Here is a 19,952-nt window from a genome sequence, read left to right as displayed (position 1 = left end):
GGTCCGGCGGCCCGGTCCGGCGGCGATCACATGTGGACGACCGGTGCGGCGTCCGGGTCCGGCTCCTGCGTCCCGCGGCGGTAGAGCAGGAAGGCGATCACCGTGCCCGCCACGAACAGGACGGCCGACCACCAGAAGGCGGTGGTGTAGCTCTCGATCGTCGACTGGGCCCGGACGAGCTTGTCGGTCGGGTTCCTGCCGGACAGGTAGCTGGTCGCGGCGCTCGCGGCCAGGGTGTTCAGCAGCGCCGTACCGATCGAACCGCCCACCTGCTGCATGGTGTTGACGGTGGCGGAGGCGACGCCCGCGTCCTCGGCCGCCACTCCGCTGGTGGCCAGCGCCATGGCGGGCGGCATGACGATGCCGAGGCCCGCGCCGATGAGGATCAGCTGCGGCAGCACGGCGGTCGAGAAGTCCGAGGCGACGCCGATGCCGGTCAGCCACGCCATGCCGGTCGCGGCGATCGCGAAGCCCGCCGGGATGACGGTCTTCGGTCCGATGCGCGGCACCAGGACGGTGGTGGCGAGCTGGGCCATGATCATCATGGCCCCGACCATGGGCAGGAAGGCCACACCGGTCCTGGTCGGGCTGAAGCCGAGGTTCAGCTGCAGGTAGTAGGTGAGGAAGAGGAAGACACCGAACATGCCGGCGCCGGTGATGAGCACGGCGACGAAGGACGCGGCACGATTGCGGTCCAGCAGGACCCGCAGCGGCAGCAGCGGGTGCTCGGCCCGGGTCTGCCACCAGGCGAACGCGCTCAGCAGGATCGCGCCCGCGACGAGGAAGCCCCAGGTGGCGGGGGAGTCCCAGTCGTGCGTCTCGGCGTTGGAGAAGCCGTAGACCAGGGCGAACAGCCCGGAGGAGACCAGCAGCGTGCCGGGCAGGTCCAGCTTGGAGTTCGCGGCGTCCCGGTGATTGCTCAGCAGCACCCAGCCGCCGGCGAAGGCGACGATCGCGAAGACGACGTTGACGTACAGGGTCCAGCGCCAGTCGAGGGCGTCGGTCAGGACACCGCCGAGCAGCAGGCCGACCGCGCCGCCGGCGCCCGCGATCGCGCCGTACACGCTGAAGGCCTTGGCGCGGTCCTTCGCCTCGGTGAAGTTCGTGTTCAGCAGCGACAGGGCGGCGGGGGCGAGCAGCGCGCCGAAGACGCCCTGGAGGGCGCGCGCCATGACGAGCATGCCGAAGCTGGTCGAGGCGCCGCCGAGCACGGAGGCCGCGGCGAAGCCGGCCACGCCGATGAGGAAGGCGGGCTTGCGCCCGAAGAGGTCGGCCATCCGGCCGCCGAGCAGCAGCAGGGACGCGAAGGCCAGGGAGTAGGCCGTGACGATCCACTGCCGGTTGCCGTCGGAGAAGCCGAGGTCCGCCTGGGCGGAGGGCAGGGCGATGTTCACGATGGTGGCGTCGAGGACCACCATCAGCTGGGCGATACCGACGATCGCGAGGATCCACCACCGCTTCGCCGGGTGCGCCGCGGGCGCGTCCTGCGCACCCGTGGGGGTGCTTTCGGTCAGGGTCGGGGACATCAGAGAACGCTCCAGGGAGGTTGCGCCGCGTGACGGACACGTAAACGAAACGGTTTCGTACACGTCGAGCGTAGACCAGGCGGATCGAAACGGCAAAGTTTCGCTAGTGCGGCGCCCCTCACTCCGGATCACCCCCGGGAGGGATCACCCCCGGGAGGGAGCGCACCTGGGTGGCGCGGACATGCGAAGGCCGGGACCCCTCGGGGACCCGGCCTCCGAGCGGATCGACGCCGCTCACCGCATCTGGCGTCGCACCAGTTCGTGCAGGCGTCCGCCCGTGTCCGCGAGCAGCTCGGCCGGCGGGCCCTGCTGGGCGACGCGGCCCTCCTCCATCACGATGACGCGGTCCGCGTCCAGCACGGTCGACAGCCGGTGCGCGATCACCACCCGCGTGGCGCTGAGCGCCCTGGTGCTCTCGATGACCGTGCGCTGCGTCTCGTTGTCCAGGGCGCTGGTCGCCTCGTCGAAGAAGAGGATCCGCGGCCGGCGGATCAGCGCCTGGGCGATCATCAGGCGCTGCCGCTGCCCGCCCGAGATCGCGCCGCTGCCCGACACGATGGTGTGCAGCCCCATCGGCATCCGCTCGATGTCCTCGGCGAGACCGGCCATCCGCGCCGCCGCCATCGCCTCCTCCGGCGTGTACGGCTCGGTGCCGCAGATGCAGTCCAGGATCGACCCGGTGAACGGCTGGGCGTGCTGGAGCACGACACCGCACTGACGCCGTACGGCGGACTGGTCGAGGGCCGCCAGATCCTGGCCGTCGTAGAGGACACTCCCCGAGACCGGCTTGTCGAAGCCGATCAGTAGCCGCAGCAGGGTCGACTTGCCGCAGCCGCTCGGCCCGACGATCGCCACGAACTCGCCCGGCCGGACGTCGAACGACACGTCGTCGAGGACCAGCGGGCCGTCGTCCGAGTAACGGAAGGAGAGCCCGCGCGCCTCGACACCGCCGGACAGCACACCCGGACGGGTGCTCGCCGCGCGCACCTCGGGGGCCGCGTCCAGCACCGGCCTGATCTCCTCGAACATCGGCAGCACTGCGGCCGCCGACACGAAGGCGCTGGTCAGCTGGGTGACCGAGGTGAGAACCATCGTCACCGAGGTGTTGAAGGTGAGGAACTCCGCGGCCGAGAGCGACCCGCGGGCGGGACCCGCCAGCAGCATGAACATCAGCAGGGAGCACAGCGGGAGGTACACCGCGCCCAGCACCGTCGTGAGGTTCTTGATGCGGCCGACCTTCTGCTGCAGTTCACGGCTGCGCGCGAACTCGCCCGCCCACGCCGCGTACGCGTAGTTCTCGGCCGCGGCGACCCGCAGCTTCGGCAGCCCCCGCAGGGTCTGGAAGGCCTGGTTGTTCAGCTTGTTGCTCAGCACGACCAGGCGGCGCTGCCAGCGCACCTGCCACAGACCGAGCCCCAGGAACACGGCCGCGATCACCACGAGCATCCCGATCGCGGCCAGCGCCATCGGGACGCTGTACCAGAGCAGCAGCCCGAGATTCATCGCACCGACCGTGCCCGCCTGCGCGACCGTCGGGCCCACGCCCGCCAGCAGCCGGCGGATCGCGCTGATACCCATGGCGGCACTCGCGAGTTCACCGGTCGAGCGGGCGGCGAAGAACTTCGTCGGAAGCCTCAACAGCCGGTCCCACACAGCCGGTTGAAGCGTCGCCTCGATGCGCCCCTCCATCCGCAGGAGGGTCAGGTTCTGCAGCAGCATGAAGGCCGCCGACACGACGCTGGTGACCATGACGGCCAGGCAGACCTGCACGATGAGACCCTGCTGGGCCTTCGGCACGTACTCGCCGAGCACCTTGCCGGTGGCGATCGGCACCAGCGCCCCGATCGCCACCGTCACCAGACCGCTGATCGCCAGGTTCCGCAGATCACCGCCCGTGCCCCGGAGGCAGAACCGCATCAGGCGCAGTGGGCTCAGCCGGCGCTCGGGCAGCGGCCGGTAGAACATGACCGCCCGCGGTTCGAACTCCGCCGCGTTGGCCTTCTCCACGGGCGTCTGCCGGCCCGAGGACGGCTGCACCGCCACATAGCCGCCGCGTCGCCACAGCAGCGCCACCGGCGCCCCCGACACGGCACGGTGCCCCACCAGCGGGCCGATGTCGTCGTGCCACCAGCGGCCGTCGAGCCGTACGGCCCGGGCCCGCACCCGGGAGGCCAGGGCGATGCGCTCGACCGGGTCGAGCCGTTCGCTCTCGGCTCCGCTCTGCGCCGGCTGCGCCAGGGTGATCCCGGCGGCCCCGGCGACCAGCTCGCACGCCGCGTACGTGGCGTCCGCGTCCGCGGCGGTCGGCCGCTTCGCCGACCTGCCGATCGACGCCAGCAGGGTGCGGTCGGCCCGGGCGCGGACGGCCTCGCCCGCCTCGATGCCCGCCGCCGTCCGGTGCTCGTGGTGCTCCTCCAGCTGTTCGATCCACCGGTCGAGGGTGGCGAGCAGGCGGTACTGCTGATCGACCATGCCCTGCCAGACGGCGGGGTCCATCAGCAGGTCGGCCGCCGCCTCGGCGCCGTACAGCGAGCCGTACTGCACGCTCCCGGGCGGCACCTGCATCCAGAAGACGTCGTCGTCGGTGAGCGCCGCGGCGTTCGTCGTGGCCATCGGCGCCTGGAACAGGATGGAGAGACTGCGGCCGACACCGAGGGCGAGGGCGTACTCCAGCGGACTCGACGTCGGCGGCACGTACTGCGGGTTCCCGTACGCGTCGTACGACCAGCTCTCCGCGGGCGCCTGCTGGTACAGCTCGCGCAGTGCGATCCGGCGCACCGCACAGCCCCGCAGCGGCCTGCCGACCAGCGTGTGCTGGGGCCCGGTGACGGGGCCGAGCAGCAGCGAGCCCGCTTCGAGCCGGCCGAGGTGATGCCAGTGGCCCTGCTCGGCGGCGTCGACCGCGAACAGGTCCATGGCGCCCGCCGCGATGAGCCACAGCACCTGCGGGCCCTCCAGGTCCAGACGGTTCAGGCCCGTGCAGTCGAGGGGAGTGCCCATGCCGCCGAGCGCCCCGAGGACGAGGTCGCCGTCGTGCACCGTCGTCATCTCACCGCTCCCCGACCAGCTCGGCGTAGGGGCCACCGGCCGCCACCAGGGCGTCGTGACGCCCGCGTTCCACGACGGTGCCGTGCTGGAGCACCACGATCTCGTCACTGTCGCGCACCGTGCTCAGCCGGTGCGCGATCACCACACAGGCACAGCCGCGCCTGCGGAGGTTGTCCATCACGACCTGCTCGGTCTCCGCGTCCAGCGCGCTGGTCACCTCGTCGAGCACCAGGATGCTGGGCCTGCGCACCAACGCCCGCGCGATCTCCAGCCGTTGTCGCTGGCCGCCCGAGAAGTTCCGCCCGTCCTGCTCGACCCGGCTGTGGATCCCGCCCGGCCTGCGCATGATCACGTCGTACAGGGCCGCGTCCTCGAGCGCCGCGGTCACCGCCTCGTCCGGGATCGAGGGGTCCCACAGCGCCACGTTGTCGCGGACGGACCCCTCGAACAGGAAGACGTCCTGGTCGACGAAGGAGACGGACGCGGCGAGCGCGCCGCGCGGGATGTCCTCCAGGCGTCGGCCGTCGATGCGGATCGTCCCCTCCCACGGGGCGTACAGGCCCGAAATCAGGCGGGACACCGTCGACTTGCCGCTGCCCGACCCGCCGACCAGCGCGACCTGCCGGCCGGGGCCCACCGTCAGCGAGAAGCCGGTGAGCAGCGGTTTGTCGAGCGGGCTGTAGCCGAACGTGACGTTCTCCAGCTCGACATGGCCGTGCAGCCGCCGGGCGGACTCGCCCGTGCCGGTCCTGGCGTACAGCGGGTCGGCCTGGAAGTTCTCCACGTCCTTGAGGCGTGCCACGTCGGCGGCGAAGTCCTGGATCCGGCCCGCGACCCCGTTGAGCCGGGTGATCGGCGCGGTGAAGCGGGTCACGAGCGCCTGGAAGGCGACGAGGAGCCCCACCGAGATGTGCCCCTCGACGGCGCGCAGTCCGCCGATCCACAGGATCAGCCCGCTGTTCAGCGTCGCCAGGGTGGGCGCGACGATCCCCAGCCAGGCGCTCGGCACACCGAGGCGCTGCTGCTCCTCGAGCGTGGTGGCGTGCTGCCCCGCCCACTTGCGGAAGTAGCCGTCCTCGCCGCCGGTCGCCTTCATCGTCTCGATCAACTGTAGGCCGCTGTAGGCGGTGTTGGTCAGCCGGGCGCTGTCCGCGCGCAGCTTCGCGGTCCGGGTCGCCCGCAGCCGGATCACCACCCGCATCGCCACCACGTTCAGCAGGGCGACGCCGATACCCACGGCCGTCAGCTGTGGGTCGTACGTGTAGAGCAGGACGGCGTACAGCACCACCACGACCGTGTCCACCCCGGCCGCAGCGAGGTCACGGGCCAGCGTCTCCGCCACCGCGTCGTTCGACTGGAGCCGCTGGACCAGGTCGGCGGGGCTGCGCTGGGAGAAGAAGGTCACCGGCAGGCGCAGCAGGTGCCGCAGGAAGCGGGCACTGCTCAGCGTGGAGGAGATGAGGCGGCCGCGCAGCAGGTTGGCCTGCTGGAGCCAGGTGAGCACCACCGTGAGCAGCACGCAGACGCCCATCGACGTGAACAGCACGCCCAGCAGCGACGTCTGACCGCCGATCAGGAACATGTCGATGTACTGCCGGCTGAGCGCGGGCACCGCCGCGCCGACCGCCACCAGCAGCAGACTCGACAGCACCGCCGCGGGCATGGTGCCGGACGTCCCGCGCAGCCGGGCCGGCATCGCGCCCAGGATTCCCGGCCTGCGGCCGCCCCGGTGGAAGTCGGGGCCCGGCTCCATGACCAGGACGACGCCGGTGAAGCTGGTGTCGAAGTCCTCCATCGGGACGAAACGGCGGCCCTTGCCGGGGTCGTTGATGTGCACGCCCCGCCGGCCGAGGCGGCGGCCCGTCCCGTCGTAGACGACGTAGTGGTTGAACTCCCAGAACAGGATCGCGGGCGCGCTCACCTCGGCCAGCGCGGCCGTGTCCATCTGCATGCCCTTGGCCGTCAGACCGTAACTACGGGCCGCCTTCAGCAGGTTGCTGGCCCGCGAACCGTCCCGGGAGACCCCGCAGGCGATGCGCAGCTCCTCCAGCGGGATGTGCCGCCCGTAGTGGCCCAGCACCATGGCGAGGGACGCGGCGCCGCACTCCACGGCCTCCATCTGGAGCACGGTGGGCGTGCGGACGGTCTTCTGCCCGCCCTTGGCCGGGGCGCGCCGGGGTGCGGGGGCGCGGCGTCTGCCCCGGACGGGGGGCGGCAGGGTGTCCTGGGGAGCGGTCACGGCAGGAGCCAATCGATCGGGCGTTGATCGGCCAGGCGGATCGAACCGGTGGCCAGGGTCATGGAGTCCAGCGCGTACGGCGGCCCGTCGGCGGACGACCACCGGTAGCCGCTCTTCGTGCCGGACGACCGGTCGAGGCGCACCAGGACGGCCACCGGCCTGCCCTTCCTGGTGAACTGCTCGCCGAGCTGGCTGTCACCGAGGTAGGCGGTGATCTGCTGCCGGCTCCTGGCGGTACGGTCGACCGCCTTCACATGGCCGCGCAGTACGCCGTACCGCTGGGTCGGCACCGTCTGCACGGTCAGGTCCACCGGCGCGTTCAGCGGGATGCCCGTGGCGTTCTCCGCCGGGACGTACACCGTCGCGTACAGCGGGTCGTCGGGCCGGGCGACCTTCTCGACGGCGGCGACGTTCGCGCCGGTCGTGATGATCGCCCCGACGGTGGCGGCGAGCGCGGTGACACGGCCCGCGGCGACCGTGCGGACGACGGTCTTCTCGCCCTGCGCCGTACGGACCTGGAGGACGGGGGCGTTCGCCGGGAGCCGGCGGCCCTCCTCGGCGAGGACCGCGGTGACCTGGCCCGCGACCGGGCTCTGCAGGACGTAACTGCCCTCGCCGTGGGTGAGGACGGCCGGCGCGCTGATCGTGGACGCCACGGTGCCCGTCACGGCCCACACCGACGCGGCCGCCATGACGACCAGCGTCACGGACAGCACGAGCCAGCCCTGGGGGCGGGCGAAACGCACCGGCAGGTCGAGTTCCTCCGGCGACTGCAGCTTGGCGAGGGCCTGCTGGCGGAACTGCACGGGTCTTCCCTCACCTGTTCGAGAGATTCACGGCATCCGAGAGTCCCGGAACCGGGGAGTGGTTCCGGGACTCGACGGCGCGGGGTGCGATCAGAGACCGGCGACCAGGCCGGTGACCGGGGCGGTGTTCAGGCCGGTCACGCCCTCGACGGTGCCGACGACGGTGCCCACGAGGCCGGAGACCGGGGCGACCGAGTCCACGAGGTCCGTGACGGTGCCGACGGCCTGGACGGACAGGCCGCCCGCGACGTTGTCGAGCTCGGCGTCGGAGATCTCGACGGTCGCAACCTGGGGGGTGGAGTTCATGATGGAACTTCCCTTCGTATGGGTATTCATAAGGGGGGAGCGGCCCCCTCTGGGGACAGATGGCCGGCCGCGACCCGCGGCCTCGCAGGACCCGTTTCCGGGAACGTCTGCGAACCGCGGTGCAACGGATCAAAGCACGGGGGCGCCGCGGTCCTCCAATCAATCCCTGCTCCCACCAGGGCACTTGCGTGCCCCGGCGCCGAAATCGTGCAGGAGTCGGCATGCCTCGGCGGCGACTTCTTCACATGCTGCGCGGCATCGGTTCACGCCACCTCGTGCCGCGCGGGAGCGGAATGGGACAGTCCGGACCTCGCGGCGGGGCGCACCGCGGACGCATGTGCAGATCCGCCGTGCGCGGTGGCCTCGTTGCGCAGCCGATGTGCAGATTCGCCGAAGCCGCGATGCAGCTCCGGATCACGGACGGAGTGTCACCGGGCGGTCGCGGACCGTACCGAGTCAGCCCAGGAGCGCGTACACCGTGCTCGCCCGCGCCGCGATGTCGCGCGAGCCCTCGGTGGTCATGGTGATGTCGGCGAAGGCAGTCCGGCGGCCGAGCTTGGTGAGGACCGCCTCCACCGACACGTTCGCGTCCGTGACGGCCCGTTGGAAACTCGTGGACTGCTGCACGGTCGTCATCGGGACGAAGCCGCCGCGCGCCGCCGACACCGCGATCACCGTCGCCGTGTCTGCGGCGGCCATGAGGACCTGACCGGACAGGGAGCCGCCCGCACGGGCCAGCCGGGACGACCACGGAAGCCGCAGCACGGCCCGGTCGGCCCCCAACTCCTGGACGGACAGCCCCAGGTCGAGCACCCACGGGGCGAAGTGGTCGGCGAGGATCCGGTCGGCTTCGGCGAGTGTCAGCGTCATGCGGGGATTGTCCCCCCGCGTTGAACGCCCCAGTCGGCTCGTCCGTATCAACTGCCATCCAGGCGCCCCCCATTCAGCTGCCGGACGGCGGCACGGACCCCGTCCCCCACAGGAGGTCGAGAGTTGAGTCACAAACGCATACCCAAGCGCAAGGCCGCGATCGCGGCAGGAAGCGTAGTGGCGCTCGGAGCGGCGGCACTCGTGCTGCCCAACGCCATGGCGTCCCAGACGGACACCACCGATGCCGCGCCCCGGACGTTCAAGTCGGCCGAGGCGCCGGACGTGGCCTCACAGCTCGCCTCCCGGCTCGGCGAGGCCTTCGCGGGCTCCTACTACGACGCCGACAAGCAGCAGATCATCATCAACGTCGTCGGCGACGACAGTGACGTCGTCAACGAGATCCGCAAGGCAGGCGCCGTCCCCAACGAGGTGGACAACAGCACCGCCGAACTGAAGGCCGCCGCCAGAACGCTGCGCACGGACGCGACGATCCCCGGCACCGCCTGGTCGGTCGACCCCAGGACCAACGAGATCCGGGTCACCGCCGACCGCACCGTCACCGGCGCCAGGTGGAACCGGCTCACGTCGACGGTCAAGTCGCTCGGCTCCGACGTGGCGACCGTCAAGAAGTCCGCCGGCACCTTCAAGACGTTCGTGGAGGGCGGCGACGCCATCTTCGGCGGCGGGGCCCGCTGTTCCCTGGGCTTCAACGTCACCGCGGGCGACGGCAGTCCGGCGTTCCTGACGGCGGGTCACTGCGGGGTCGCGGCCGCCGAGTGGTCGGACGCGCAGGACGGCGCCCCGATCGCCACCGTCGACCAGGCCACCTTCCCCGGCGCGGGCGACTTCGCCCTCGTCAAGTACGACGACCCCGACACCCAGGCCGCCAGCACCGTCGACGTCGGCAACGGCCAGACGGTGGAGATCACCCAGGCCGCCGAGGCGGCCGTGGGCCAGCAGGTCTTCCGGATGGGCAGCACGACGGGCCTCAAGGACGGCAGTGTCACCGGCCTCGACGCCACCGTGAACTACCCGGAGGGCACGGTCACCGGTCTCATCCAGACCGACGTCTGCGCCGAACCGGGTGACAGCGGCGGCTCCCTGTTCACCCAGGAGGGCGGCGCGATCGGCCTGACCTCGGGCGGCAGCGGCGACTGCACCAGCGGCGGCGAGACGTTCTTCCAGCCGGTGACCACCGCGCTGGAAGCGGTCGGCGCGACACTCGGCGCCGGGGACGCGGGTGCGGGTGCGGGCGACCAGGCGGGCGAGGAAGGCCAGGCGGGCGCGGGTGAGGAGGGCCAGGCGGGCGCGGGTGAGGAAGCGCCGGGCGGCGCCGGTGAGACCGCGGCGCCGGGCGGTGCCGAGGACGAGCAGGCCGGCGGCGCCGGTGAGACCGCCGACCCGTCGGCTCCGGCGGACGGCGGGGTGGACGACGGCTCCGGGCTGACCGGAACGGGTCACTGACCTCGTCGCACACCGGCCGGTGACCCGCGGGTGAGGAGAACGCCTTCGGTCACCGTCCCGGGATGACAGAAGCCCGCCGCACCGGACGCTCAAGCGGTTCGCCCGGGCGGTGGAACGGTCCGGCTCTCCGGCGGGAGGGCCGGACCGCTCTGCGCCCGGCCCGGGTCACCCGGCGGCCGGGCGCGGGCGGCCCGGGTGACTCCGGCGGCCGGGCGAGGGCGACCCGCCCCCGCGCCGCTCCGGGAAACGCGGGGCCGGCCGCACCGGCCGACGCGCGCCCCGTCAGCCACCGGCCCGCAGCAGCAGCAACGCGACGTCGTCCGGCCGTTCCGGCGCCGTCTCGGTCTGCCGGACCAGGGAGTCGGCCAACGCCTCCAGCGGCTGGTCCCCGGCTTCGGCGAGCCGCTCGCCGAGCTCGGCCAGGGCGTCATCGAGGTCCACTCCGGGGGACTCGATGAGCCCGTCGGTGCACAGCGCGAGCACCGAACCGGGGGCGAGGGCCACCTCCGTCGTCGGATACGCGGCGGACGCGTCGATCCCGAGCAGCGGGCCGCCGGCCACGTCCAGGATCTCCACCCGCCCGTCCGGCGCGCGGAGCAACGGCGGGACGTGCCCCGCCCGCGCCATCACGACCCGCCCGCCGACCGGGTCCAGACGCAGGTAGAGGCAGCTGGCGAACAGCTCGGTGCCGAGGTCGATCAGCAGCCGGTTCGTGCTCCGCATGACCTCCCCCGGCGGCTGGCCGACGGCCGTGTACGCCCGTACGGCGGTACGGATCTGCCCCATCAGGCCGGCCGCCGTCACGTTGTGGCCCTGCACGTCCCCGATCACCGCCACGGCCTGCCCGCCGGTCGGCACCAGGTCGTAGAAGTCGCCCCCGATGTCCATGCCCAGGCTGGCCGGCAGATAGCGCGCCGCCGCCTCGATCCCGGGCAGGGCGGGCAGCGAGTGCGGCAGCAGCGCGGCCTGGAGGCCGTGCGCCAGCTGGTGCTTGGCGTCGTAGAGGAGGGCCCGCTCCAGGGCCTGCGCGACGAGTCCGCCCAGGCTGGTCAGCACGGCACGTTCGTCGGCCGGGAAGGCGCGGGGCTCCGCGTAGGCGAGCACACAGGTGCCGACCGGGCGTCCGGAGGCGACGAGCGGCAGGTACGCCCACGCGGCCATGCCGTCCGGCGTGGCGTTCCGCTCGGGGTAGATGTGCTCCAGCTGCCCGCGCGACTCGAAGAACGCGGGCACCCCGCTGGCCAGCGCCCGGGTGCCGGGAGTGTGCGCGGTGAGCGGCAGACCGTCGAAGCGCCCCACCACACCCGGGTCCGGGTATCCGTGATGGCCGAGCACGTGCAGGCGCCCGCCGTGGGTCCCGAGGACGACCAGCGCCTTGCTGCCGACGGCGGGCGCGATCTCCTCCGCGACCAGCTGGACCACGTCCTGCACACTCACCGCCTCGGTGAGCGCGCTGGCCAGGCTCAGGATGTGGGAGATGGTGACCAGCCGCGGGCTGGTGTCCGTGCGCCGGGGCGGGTTCCGGTTCATCTCGGACACCGCGCGGGCCCGGGCGATGCGGACGCTCAGCCCGTCGGTGTTCGGATAGAGGCGGAACGACAGCCAGTCACCTGGCGGGCGCAGCGCCACGAACGACGTCACCTGCTGGCTCATCAGGGCGGCGCGGTAGCGGTCCTCGTAGACGGGGTCGTTGAGCCAGGGCACGGACGTCCACGGCTGGGTGCCCAGCAGGTCGCCGACCGGAACGCCCAGCAGGTCTCCCGTCGTCCGGTTCGCGAAGCTGACCCGCCCGTGCAGGTCCAGCGCGCACAGCCCGTACGGGAGCCGTTCCACCATGCGGGCCGCCTCCACCGTGCCGAGGCTGCCGGTCAGCTCGCCCGCCGGCGCCGGCAGGTCGGGTTCCGCGGACGGGGGCCGGTTCTTCCGCACCGCGCGCTCCAGGCGCAGCGCGAGCCGGTCGCCTGCCGCGACGAGATGGGACCGCTCCCGCCCCGACAGCTCCGGGTGCGCGCCCGGCCAGGTCACGAACATCGCGCCGTAGGCGGTGGACTCGGTCGCCACCGGGACCGCCGCCAGGGCGAAGGGATAGGGCAGGACCACGGCGATGCGCGGATAGCGGCGCGCCATCTCCTCCTCGCCGCTGACCCAGATCAGCTCCCGTCGCCGCAGTGCCTCGGCGACCGGGATCGGCGCGTTGAGCCCCACCCGCTCCCACGGCGCGGCGAAAGCCCGGGGCAGTCCGGCCATCACCGCCATCTCCAGGACCGGCTCGTCGGGCGCCAGCAGGTACACCGCACCCGAATGGGCCTGTACGTCGTCGAGGATCGTGGCGAGCGTGAGCGAGAGCAGCGGTCGGCCCACCGGCGCCCGGGGGGCGGGCGGCGTCTGACCGGAAGCCTGCCAGTCGGACACGCCGACCACCTCCTCGCATGGCCGCGACGGGTCCCAGGGGTCAAGGCTCTCGCGCGCGGGCGCATCGCGCACGGCGAGGTGCCCGCGCCGACCCGCTGGGCAGGGGGCGCGGGCCGGTGGGGGACACGGAACCGGGCGTCGACGCCCCCCGCGGGAACGCATGGTGACCCGGCCGTGACGTCGCGTCCGGGCGTCCTCGGGACGGGACCCGAGCCACCTGTCCGGCGGCTCCGGAACCGTCGCAGGGGCTGCGCGTGCCTCCCGGAAGCGCTGTAATGACGGACGTGGTCAGTGAGGGCGCTGCGGGACGCAGAACGCGATCGTCGCGTGCCGAACTTGCCCTCAAGACGCTCACCGCGGACCTCGACCCCCACGAACGGCTGCGCCGCATCCTCGAACAGGCGCTCGTCTTCGCAGGTGTCACCCTGGCCGCCGTGTACGCACCGGGCGAGGGCGGCGACGAGCTGTGCCTGATCGAGGCCGCCGGGGTACCCAGGACGCTGTACGGCCTGCGCGACAGCTATCCCCTCGCCGGGACCGCGCCCGCCGCGGACGCGCACCGCTCCGGACGGCCCCGCTGGCTGACACCCGAGGACCTCACGCACTGCGCCGACGCCCGGCGGCTCCCGTCCCAGGAGTTCTTCCTGGCCGTCCTGCCCCTGCGCGACGGCGGCTGCCTGGTCGCCGTCAGCGAGCACGAGCACGGCTTCGGCACCGAGGACCGCGAGTGCCTCACCCTGGTCGCCGACGCCGCCACCTCCCCGGCACCCGTCCCCGCGGGCGAAAGGGACGAGCTGCCCGCCAGCTCCTTCAGCCTCGCCATGGACAGCGGACGGGTCGAGATCGACGACGAGATGCTGGAACTGTTCGGCATCGGCCGCGACGACTTCGACGGCAACGTCGAGACCCTCCTCGCCCTGACCGTGCCCGAGGACCTTCCGTCGCTGATGTCGGTCGTGGAGGCCGACCACATGTCCATCGGCGACCGCGAGCTGGAGTTCCGCATCCTGCAGCCCTCCGGCGTCCCCAGATGGCTGCGGCTGCGCGGACGGCTCCTGCCCGGCGGCGACGGCCATGCGGCACGCCTGGTGGGCACGGTCGCCGACGCCTCGAAGCTGCGCCCCGGGGTCAACGACGTGGCCCGCGTCCAGCGCCTCGCCGCCGCGCTCGCCACCGCGGGCACGGTCCGCGACGTCAGCCACGCCGTGGTCACCGCCCTGCGCAAGCCCCTCCAGGCCGACCGGATCGCCCTCGCCGAACTGGAGGGGGACCGCCTCGTCGTCACCGTCCTGGATCCGCCCGAGCCGGACGCCTGGCCCGAACTGTGGCGCACCGAGTGGCGGTCCGAATGGCCGGACGCGCCCGTACGCGCCATGCCCACCCTCGCGGCGGCCCTGACCGAGGGACGCGCGGCGATCTGGCCCGCCACAACCGCCCTGGAACCCGCGCTCTCCGACGTCGGACCCGGCGGCCTCGCCGTCCTGCCGCTGGCCGCCGGCGGACGCATGGGCGGCGTCTGCCTGATCGGCTGGGACGACCCACACGAGTTCGGTCCCGACGAGCGCGCCCTGCTCACCGCCGCGGCCGGCCTCACCGGGCAGGCCCTGATGCGCGCCCACGCGTTCGACGCCGAACACGAACTCGTCGGCATGCTCCAGCGCACCCTGCTGCCCCGCAGACTGCCCCGCCTGCCGGGCGCGGTCGCCATCGCCCGCTACCTGCCCACCACGGCGGGCCTGGAAGTGGGCGGCGACTGGTACGACGTGATCCCGCTGCCCGACAATCACGTCGCCCTCGTCATCGGCGACGTCCAGGGACACAACGCGGGAGCCGCCACCCTGATGGGCCAGATGCGCACCGCCCTGCGCGCGTACGCCGTCGAGGGACACCCCCCGGACGTCGTCGTCTCGCTCGCCAACCGTCTCCTCGTGGACATGGAGACCGACCTCTTCGCCACCTGCTGCTACGTCGACGTCGACATGGAGGAGGGCTCCGCCTGGTTCGTCCGCGCCGGGCATCTGCCGCCGGTGCTGCGCCACCCCGACGGCAGGACCGAGATCGCCGAGTCCGAGGGCGGCCCGCCGCTCGGCGTCGTCAGACAGGCCGACTTCCCGATGAGCCCACTGCGTCTGACCCCCGGCACCGTGGTGGCCCTGACCACGGACGGCCTGGTCGAGTCGGCGGAGCTCGACATCGAGGACGGCCTCGCCCGCCTGGCCGCACAACTCGCCGACTGCGACCCCGCCCATCTCGGACTCGTCGCCGACACGCTGCTCACGGACGCCAATCGCAGCGACGACGTGGCCCTGCTCCTGACGCGCTACGACGGCATGTCACTGCGCCCGCTGCGGGAGAGCTGGACGGTCTGGCGGGTTCCCGAGGCCGTCCGCCACGCCCGCCGCTTCACCCGGCGCGCCCTGCGTGCGTGGCGCGTCGACGCCGACGCGGACGCCGTCCTCCTCGTCGTCTCCGAACTGGTCACCAACGCCCTCGTGCACACCGACGGCCAGGTACGGCTCGACCTCACGCTCATCAACAACCGGCTGCGGATCACCGTCGCCGACACCTCGCCGCGCACCCCCGTCAAGCCGACCAGCATCGGCTGGGAGGCCACCGGAGGCCGCGGCATGCTCCTCGTCGAGGCCATGTCGGCGTCCTGGGGAACCGTGCCGGCGAGCGGCGGCAAGCAGGTGTGGAGCGAGATCGTCCTGGAATGAGGCACCGCCGGGCACGGGATGACACCCTGGCCGGGTGCGCCTGCTGCTGATGTCCGACACCCACCTGCCCAAGCGTGCCAAGGAGCTGCCCGCCCCGCTGCTGGCCGAGCTCCCGCGCGCCGACGTCGTGATCCACGCGGGCGACTGGGTCGACACCGCCACCCTCGACCTGCTGGAGTCCCGGTCGAGGGCACTGATCGGCGTGTACGGCAACAACGACGGCCCGGACCTGCGCGCCCGTCTCCCGGAGGTCGCCCGCGCCGAACTGGACGGACTGCGCCTCGGTGTCGTCCACGAGACCGGTGCCGCCCAGGGACGCGAGCGCCGCTGCGCCGACCGCTTCCCCGACCTGGACGTCCTCGTCTTCGGCCACAGCCACATCCCCTGGGACACGACGGCGGAGACCGGGCTGCGCCTGCTCAACCCGGGCTCCCCGACCGACCGGCGCCGCCGGCCCCACTGCACGTACATGACCGCGCAGGTGGCCGGCGGCACCCTGACGGACGTCCGCCTGCACCGGTTGCCGCCCCGGGGAGCGACTGCCTAGCCCTGGTCCGCCACGAAGGACGCCATCCAGGCGAGCGCCGCGTTCCAGTTCACCGCGGTCTCGTTCGTCGACCAGGACTGGATGTCGTCGATGTAGCAGAACTGGCCCACGCAGCCCTTGAGCTTCTCCTGCGCGTACGGGTCCTGGAGGCTGGAGTTGGGACCCCCGGCCAGCGTGCCCCTGGGCGGATTCGGCAGGTTCGGGTCGAGTTCGTGCGCGTACCAGCGGCTGTGCTGGTTGAGCGCGGCGACCTCGCCGTATCCGGTCACATACGACTGGTTCAGCGCGTTGCGGCCGAGGATGTAGTCCATGCTCTGCACCGCGCCGTCGCGGTACCTGTTCCTTCCGGTGATGTCGTACGCCGTGGCGATGACGACCGCGTTGTTCAGCACCTGACTGCTGGACCCCCAGTCGTACTTGTTGCCGTCCGGGGCGTACGGCATGCCGTACGGGTGGGCGTCGAGCGTGGCCAGGTAGGCGTCGGCGGCTTTCGTCACCGACCGCCTGACCCTGTCGCGGCCCGGCAGCCTGCTCGGGACGGTCGCGAGGTCGATCCGGGCGGGTACCGCCGTCCTGGACCAGTCGAAGCCGAGGTCGCCGAAGACGTCGGCCGTGTGGAGCGGCGAGCCGAGGACGTGGTCGGCGAACTCCTTGTCACCGGTGGTGAGATACAGCTCGGCGGCGGCCCAGTAGAACTCGTCGCGCGCGTCGGCGTCGTAGTAGGCGCCGCCGCCCGTCCCGTCCGCCTCGGACGGGTACGTCTCGGGATGGGCCAGCGCGGCCGACCAGGCGGTCCTGGCGGCCTTGAGCGCCTCGGCCGCGAAGGCGCGGTCGTAGGGCCGGTACAGGCGGGCCGCCTGCGCGGCCGTCGCGGCGAGATTGAGGGTGGCCTGCGTGGTGGGCCGGTGCAGTTCGCGCTTCTGCGGGTCCTGGCTCGGCAGCAGCGGCAGGCCGGTCCACTGCTCGTCGTGGATCTTGCTGTGTGCCATGCCCGCGAGCGGTTCACCCGCGGGGACCTGCATCCTGAGCAGGAACTCCAGCTCCCAGCGCGCCTCGTCGAGGATGTCGGGCACCTTGTTGCCGCTCTCCGGGATGTCCAGCGTGCCGTCCCGGAGCCTGCCGGGGCTGCCGGTGCGGGCCAGGACCGCGCGCTCGTACGTGCTGAGCAGCTCCCAGGTGGCGATGCCGCCGTTGATCACGTACTTGCCGTGGTCGCCCGCGTCGTACCAGCCGCCGGTGACGTCGAGCGTGTAGTCGCAGAGGCCGGGCTGGCACGGCACCCGGCCGTCACCCCGGTTCGGCGCGACGTCGACGTGCCCGGCGGGGCGCGCGTAGCCGGGGCGCAGCGAGTCGGCGATCGCGATGCCGCTGCGCTGGGTGTAGTAGTACTTCAGCGCGTCGACCCGCAGGCTCTCGTAGGCGCCCGCGCCGATGTCGAAGGGGCGGCTGGTCTCCCCGTCGGCGACGAGGGTGAAGCCCTCGCCCCGTCCGCGGTAGGCGCCGAAGTCGATCGTCTGGACGTTCTGGCCGGAGGACGCGTCGGTGCCGCGCGGCACCGTCCGGCCCCGGGCCACGGCTTTGCCGTCGGCGTTCTTCAGCTGCCAGGGCAGCGGTTCGGTGGAGTCGGTGACCAGCGTCGCGTTCTTCGGCCCGCCGGGCAGGTAGGCGACCTGGTTGACCCGCACGCGCGGTCCGGTGTCGGGCTCGTAGACCTCCGGCGGGACACCGCCCAGCAGTGACACGTCGTCCATGCAGAAGTGCCAGGGGTCCGTGCTGCCGCCGAGCTGGAAGGCCACCTGGCCCTGGGTGGTGTCGACCGGTGAGGTGAACGTGTACGTGTACTCGTCGCCCGAGACGCTCACCGCCGGACTGGCCTCGAAGTAGGTGTCGTACGGCGACACCGACAGCCCCACGACGGCCCGCAGGACATGCCCCTGGGGCGCTCCTGACGCAGTGAATGCGAAGCGGTACGTCTCGCCCTTCACGAGGGTGATGTCGTTCTGGCCGATCGCGGCGTCCCAGCGGTTGGTGGTGCCGCCGGGCACGTCGGCGCACAACTGTCCCTCGGACAGCGCGGCCGTGACGTTGCTCGAGGTCCACCACGGAGCGCTCGAGGTGTCGAAGGTGCCGTTCCTGACCTGCTCGACCTCGTCGGCTCCGGCCGGTCCTGCGGGCACGGTGACGAGCGCCGCCGCGACGAGTGCCGCGACGGCGAGCAGGGTCGTTCTGCGTCGTTTCACGTCCGGGCTCCTTGGGGGTGGGGGAGGTGCGGAATGCCGACGCCCGCGGCCGGACCTCCCGGCCCGGGCCGGGCCTGCGGACGCCCGGATCGGGCTCAAGTGGCGTGGGAGCGCTCCCAATTGCCGCTGCGAGGGACTGTAGGGGCGCGGGGGAGGGATGGACAAGACGGGTGACGCGAGTTCCCCGCCGAGGGTGACGTGAGTCCCCCCGTCACGGGTGGACCCGCCGTGCCCGTTCCGGACGTTCTTCGGCGGCGGGCGGCTTGGGCGGGGACCGCAGCTGTGAACGGCCGCGCGAGGGGTAGGCGGTGGGCGAACCGAAACCGAACCGTACGGCGGCGGGCCGGCCGCGTGCCCGCCCCGCCGGTACCGCCGATGGAGGTGGTCATGGACCGAGCACCCGCACAGCGAAGGCCCGCCGGAAGGTCTCCGGGACGACGGAAGGCCGCGTGCGTGGTCGCGTTGGCCGCCACGGGGTCCATGGCCCTCGCGGCCTGCAACGGCTCGTCCGGCGACGACGGCCGACCGCGGGCGGGCGCGGACAGGATACGGATCGCTCCCGCGGCCGACGCCTCGTCCGTGCCGGTCGGCAGGAAGGTGACCGTGCGCGCGGGCAGCGGGAAGCTCACGTCCGTGAAGGTGACCGCCCCCGGCCCGGGCGCGCTGGACGGCGCGTACTCCAAGGACAGGGACGCCTGGACCTCCGCCGCCCGGCTGGCCCCCGGGGTGACCTACACGGTGGAGGCCAGGGCGACGGCGTCCGACGGCAGGAAGATCACCGAACGCCGCAGTTTCACCACCGCCGAGCCCCCGAAGGCGCGGACGTTCGTCGGTGAGTACAACGTCGAGCGGGGCGCGACCGTCGGCACCGCACTGCCGGTGTCGATCGTCTTCAACAAGCCGATCCGCGACAAGGCCGCCGTCGAGCGGCGCCTGCGCGTCACCTCGTCCCCCGCCGTGGACGGCGCGTGGAGCTGGATGAAGGACCGCAACGGCAAGGACCGGATCGACTACCGCCCCCGCGCCTACTGGAAGCCGGGCACCGAGGTCACCCTGCGCATGAACCTCGACGGAGTCGGCGCCGGGGGAGGGCTCTACGGCACCCAGACCCGGAAGATCGGCTTCACCGTCGGGAAGTCCGTCGTCAGCACCGTCGACGTGGCGAAGAAGAGGCTCACGGTCACCGAGAACGGCAGGAAGCTGCGGACCCTGCCCGTCTCCACCGGCAAGAAGGGCTTCGAGACCTGGGACGGCACGATGGTGGTGCTGAGCAAGGTCCCCTCCCTCCGGATGGACTCGTCCACCGTGGGCATATTCGGCCGCGAGGCGTACGACCTCGGCAAGGTCAAGTGGGACGTACAGCTGACCATTTCAGGCACCTACGCGCACGCCGCGCCGTGGAACGAGGGCAAGTTCGGCCGGGTCAACGGAAGTCACGGCTGCATCGGCCTCAGCACGCAGGACGCCAAGTGGTTCTTCGAGCACGTCGACTACGGCGACCCGGTCACCGTCCTCAACTCCAAGGACACCGTGCCCCTCAACAACGGCTACGGGGACTGGAACGTGGACTGGGCCCGATGGCGGGCGGGCAGCGCCCTGCGGTGACACCCGCGTGTAATGGGAGGGGCGCGACGGCCCCTCCGAGGGGGTGCGCCGACGCCGGCGCGGGGGGGGGGGGGGGGGGGCGGTGTGGGGGTGTTTTTTTTTTTTTTGTTTTTTTCTTTTTCTTCGTTGTGTTTCCCCCTCCCCCCCCCCTTTTTCTCCCCCTCTCTTTCTT

12 protein-coding genes are annotated in these 19,952 nt (G+C 72.4%); 4 read left to right on the top strand and 8 right to left on the bottom strand.

Annotated elements, in window-relative coordinates; translation table 11 throughout:
- Positions 1-26: 26 nt before the first annotated feature.
- The 6 genes from AC069T_RS15170 to AC069T_RS15145 all read right to left on the bottom strand — a co-directional run bounded on the left by AC069T_RS15170 (position 27) and on the right by AC069T_RS15145 (position 8,795).
- Positions 27-1,529 carry a DHA2 family efflux MFS transporter permease subunit gene (locus AC069T_RS15170; protein WP_478783311.1) on the bottom strand — a complete coding sequence of 501 codons (1,503 nt, stop codon included), beginning with the start codon at positions 1,527-1,529 and terminating at the stop codon, positions 27-29.
- Positions 1,530-1,760: 231 nt separating this feature from the next.
- Positions 1,761-4,574: an NHLP bacteriocin export ABC transporter permease/ATPase subunit gene (locus AC069T_RS15165; RefSeq protein ID WP_478783176.1), complete on the bottom strand. Its 2,814-nt coding sequence runs from the start codon at positions 4,572-4,574 to the stop codon at positions 1,761-1,763.
- 1 nt (position 4,575) lies between these two features.
- On the bottom strand, positions 4,576-6,813 hold the full coding sequence (locus AC069T_RS15160) for an NHLP family bacteriocin export ABC transporter peptidase/permease/ATPase subunit (protein WP_478783175.1): 2,238 nt from the start codon (positions 6,811-6,813) through the stop codon (positions 4,576-4,578).
- Positions 6,810-7,619 (bottom strand): hypothetical protein, encoded by an 810-nt coding sequence (locus AC069T_RS15155; RefSeq protein WP_478783174.1) that lies wholly within the window; start codon positions 7,617-7,619, stop codon positions 6,810-6,812. The genes AC069T_RS15160 and AC069T_RS15155 overlap by 4 nt, the downstream gene beginning before the upstream one ends.
- Positions 7,620-7,709: 90 nt before the next feature.
- On the bottom strand, positions 7,710-7,925 hold the full coding sequence (locus AC069T_RS15150) for a type A2 lantipeptide (RefSeq protein ID WP_121407520.1): 216 nt from the start codon (positions 7,923-7,925) through the stop codon (positions 7,710-7,712).
- A 456-nt stretch (positions 7,926-8,381) separates the two neighbouring features.
- Entirely contained in the window at positions 8,382-8,795 is a 414-nt protein-coding gene (locus tag AC069T_RS15145; protein ID WP_478783173.1) for a PaaI family thioesterase, read from the bottom strand.
- A 123-nt stretch (positions 8,796-8,918) separates the two neighbouring features.
- On the opposite strand from AC069T_RS15145, the gene AC069T_RS15140 reads away from it, so the two are divergent.
- Positions 8,919-10,259, top strand: coding sequence for a S1 family peptidase (locus AC069T_RS15140; RefSeq protein WP_478783172.1), 1,341 nt, complete (start codon positions 8,919-8,921; stop codon positions 10,257-10,259).
- Positions 10,260-10,541: 282 nt separating this feature from the next.
- Here the strand turns inward: AC069T_RS15140 and AC069T_RS15135 are convergent, their stop codons facing one another.
- Complete coding sequence (locus tag AC069T_RS15135; RefSeq protein ID WP_478783171.1) at positions 10,542-12,680, bottom strand: SpoIIE family protein phosphatase; 2,139 nt, start codon at positions 12,678-12,680, stop codon at positions 10,542-10,544.
- Between the two features lie 266 nt (positions 12,681-12,946).
- Here AC069T_RS15135 and AC069T_RS15130 point away from each other — a divergent pair, with 266 nt between their 5' ends.
- The gene (locus AC069T_RS15130; protein WP_478783170.1) at positions 12,947-15,388 is read left to right on the top strand and encodes a SpoIIE family protein phosphatase; all 2,442 of its coding nucleotides are present in this window, start codon (positions 12,947-12,949) and stop codon (positions 15,386-15,388) included.
- 34 nt (positions 15,389-15,422) lie between these two features.
- The gene (locus AC069T_RS15125; protein WP_478783169.1) at positions 15,423-15,935 is read left to right on the top strand and encodes a metallophosphoesterase family protein; all 513 of its coding nucleotides are present in this window, start codon (positions 15,423-15,425) and stop codon (positions 15,933-15,935) included.
- Here AC069T_RS15125 and AC069T_RS15120 read toward each other — a convergent pair.
- Positions 15,932-18,175, bottom strand: a complete 2,244-nt coding sequence (locus AC069T_RS15120) for a glycoside hydrolase family 9 protein (protein WP_478783168.1) — start codon at positions 18,173-18,175, stop codon at positions 15,932-15,934. The two genes, AC069T_RS15125 and AC069T_RS15120, sit on opposite strands and share 4 nt — an antisense overlap.
- Before the next feature lie 453 nt (positions 18,176-18,628).
- Between AC069T_RS15120 and AC069T_RS15115 the strand changes: the two genes are divergently transcribed.
- Positions 18,629-19,780, top strand: a complete 1,152-nt coding sequence (locus AC069T_RS15115; RefSeq protein WP_478783167.1) for a L,D-transpeptidase — start codon at positions 18,629-18,631, stop codon at positions 19,778-19,780.
- Positions 19,781-19,952 lie beyond the last annotated feature (172 nt).

The sequence above is a fragment of the Streptomyces sp. NPDC043867 genome, assembly GCF_056435845.1.
The sequence above is the reverse complement of the archived record's forward strand: the minus strand, read 5'-3'. Positions and strand labels throughout refer to the sequence as shown.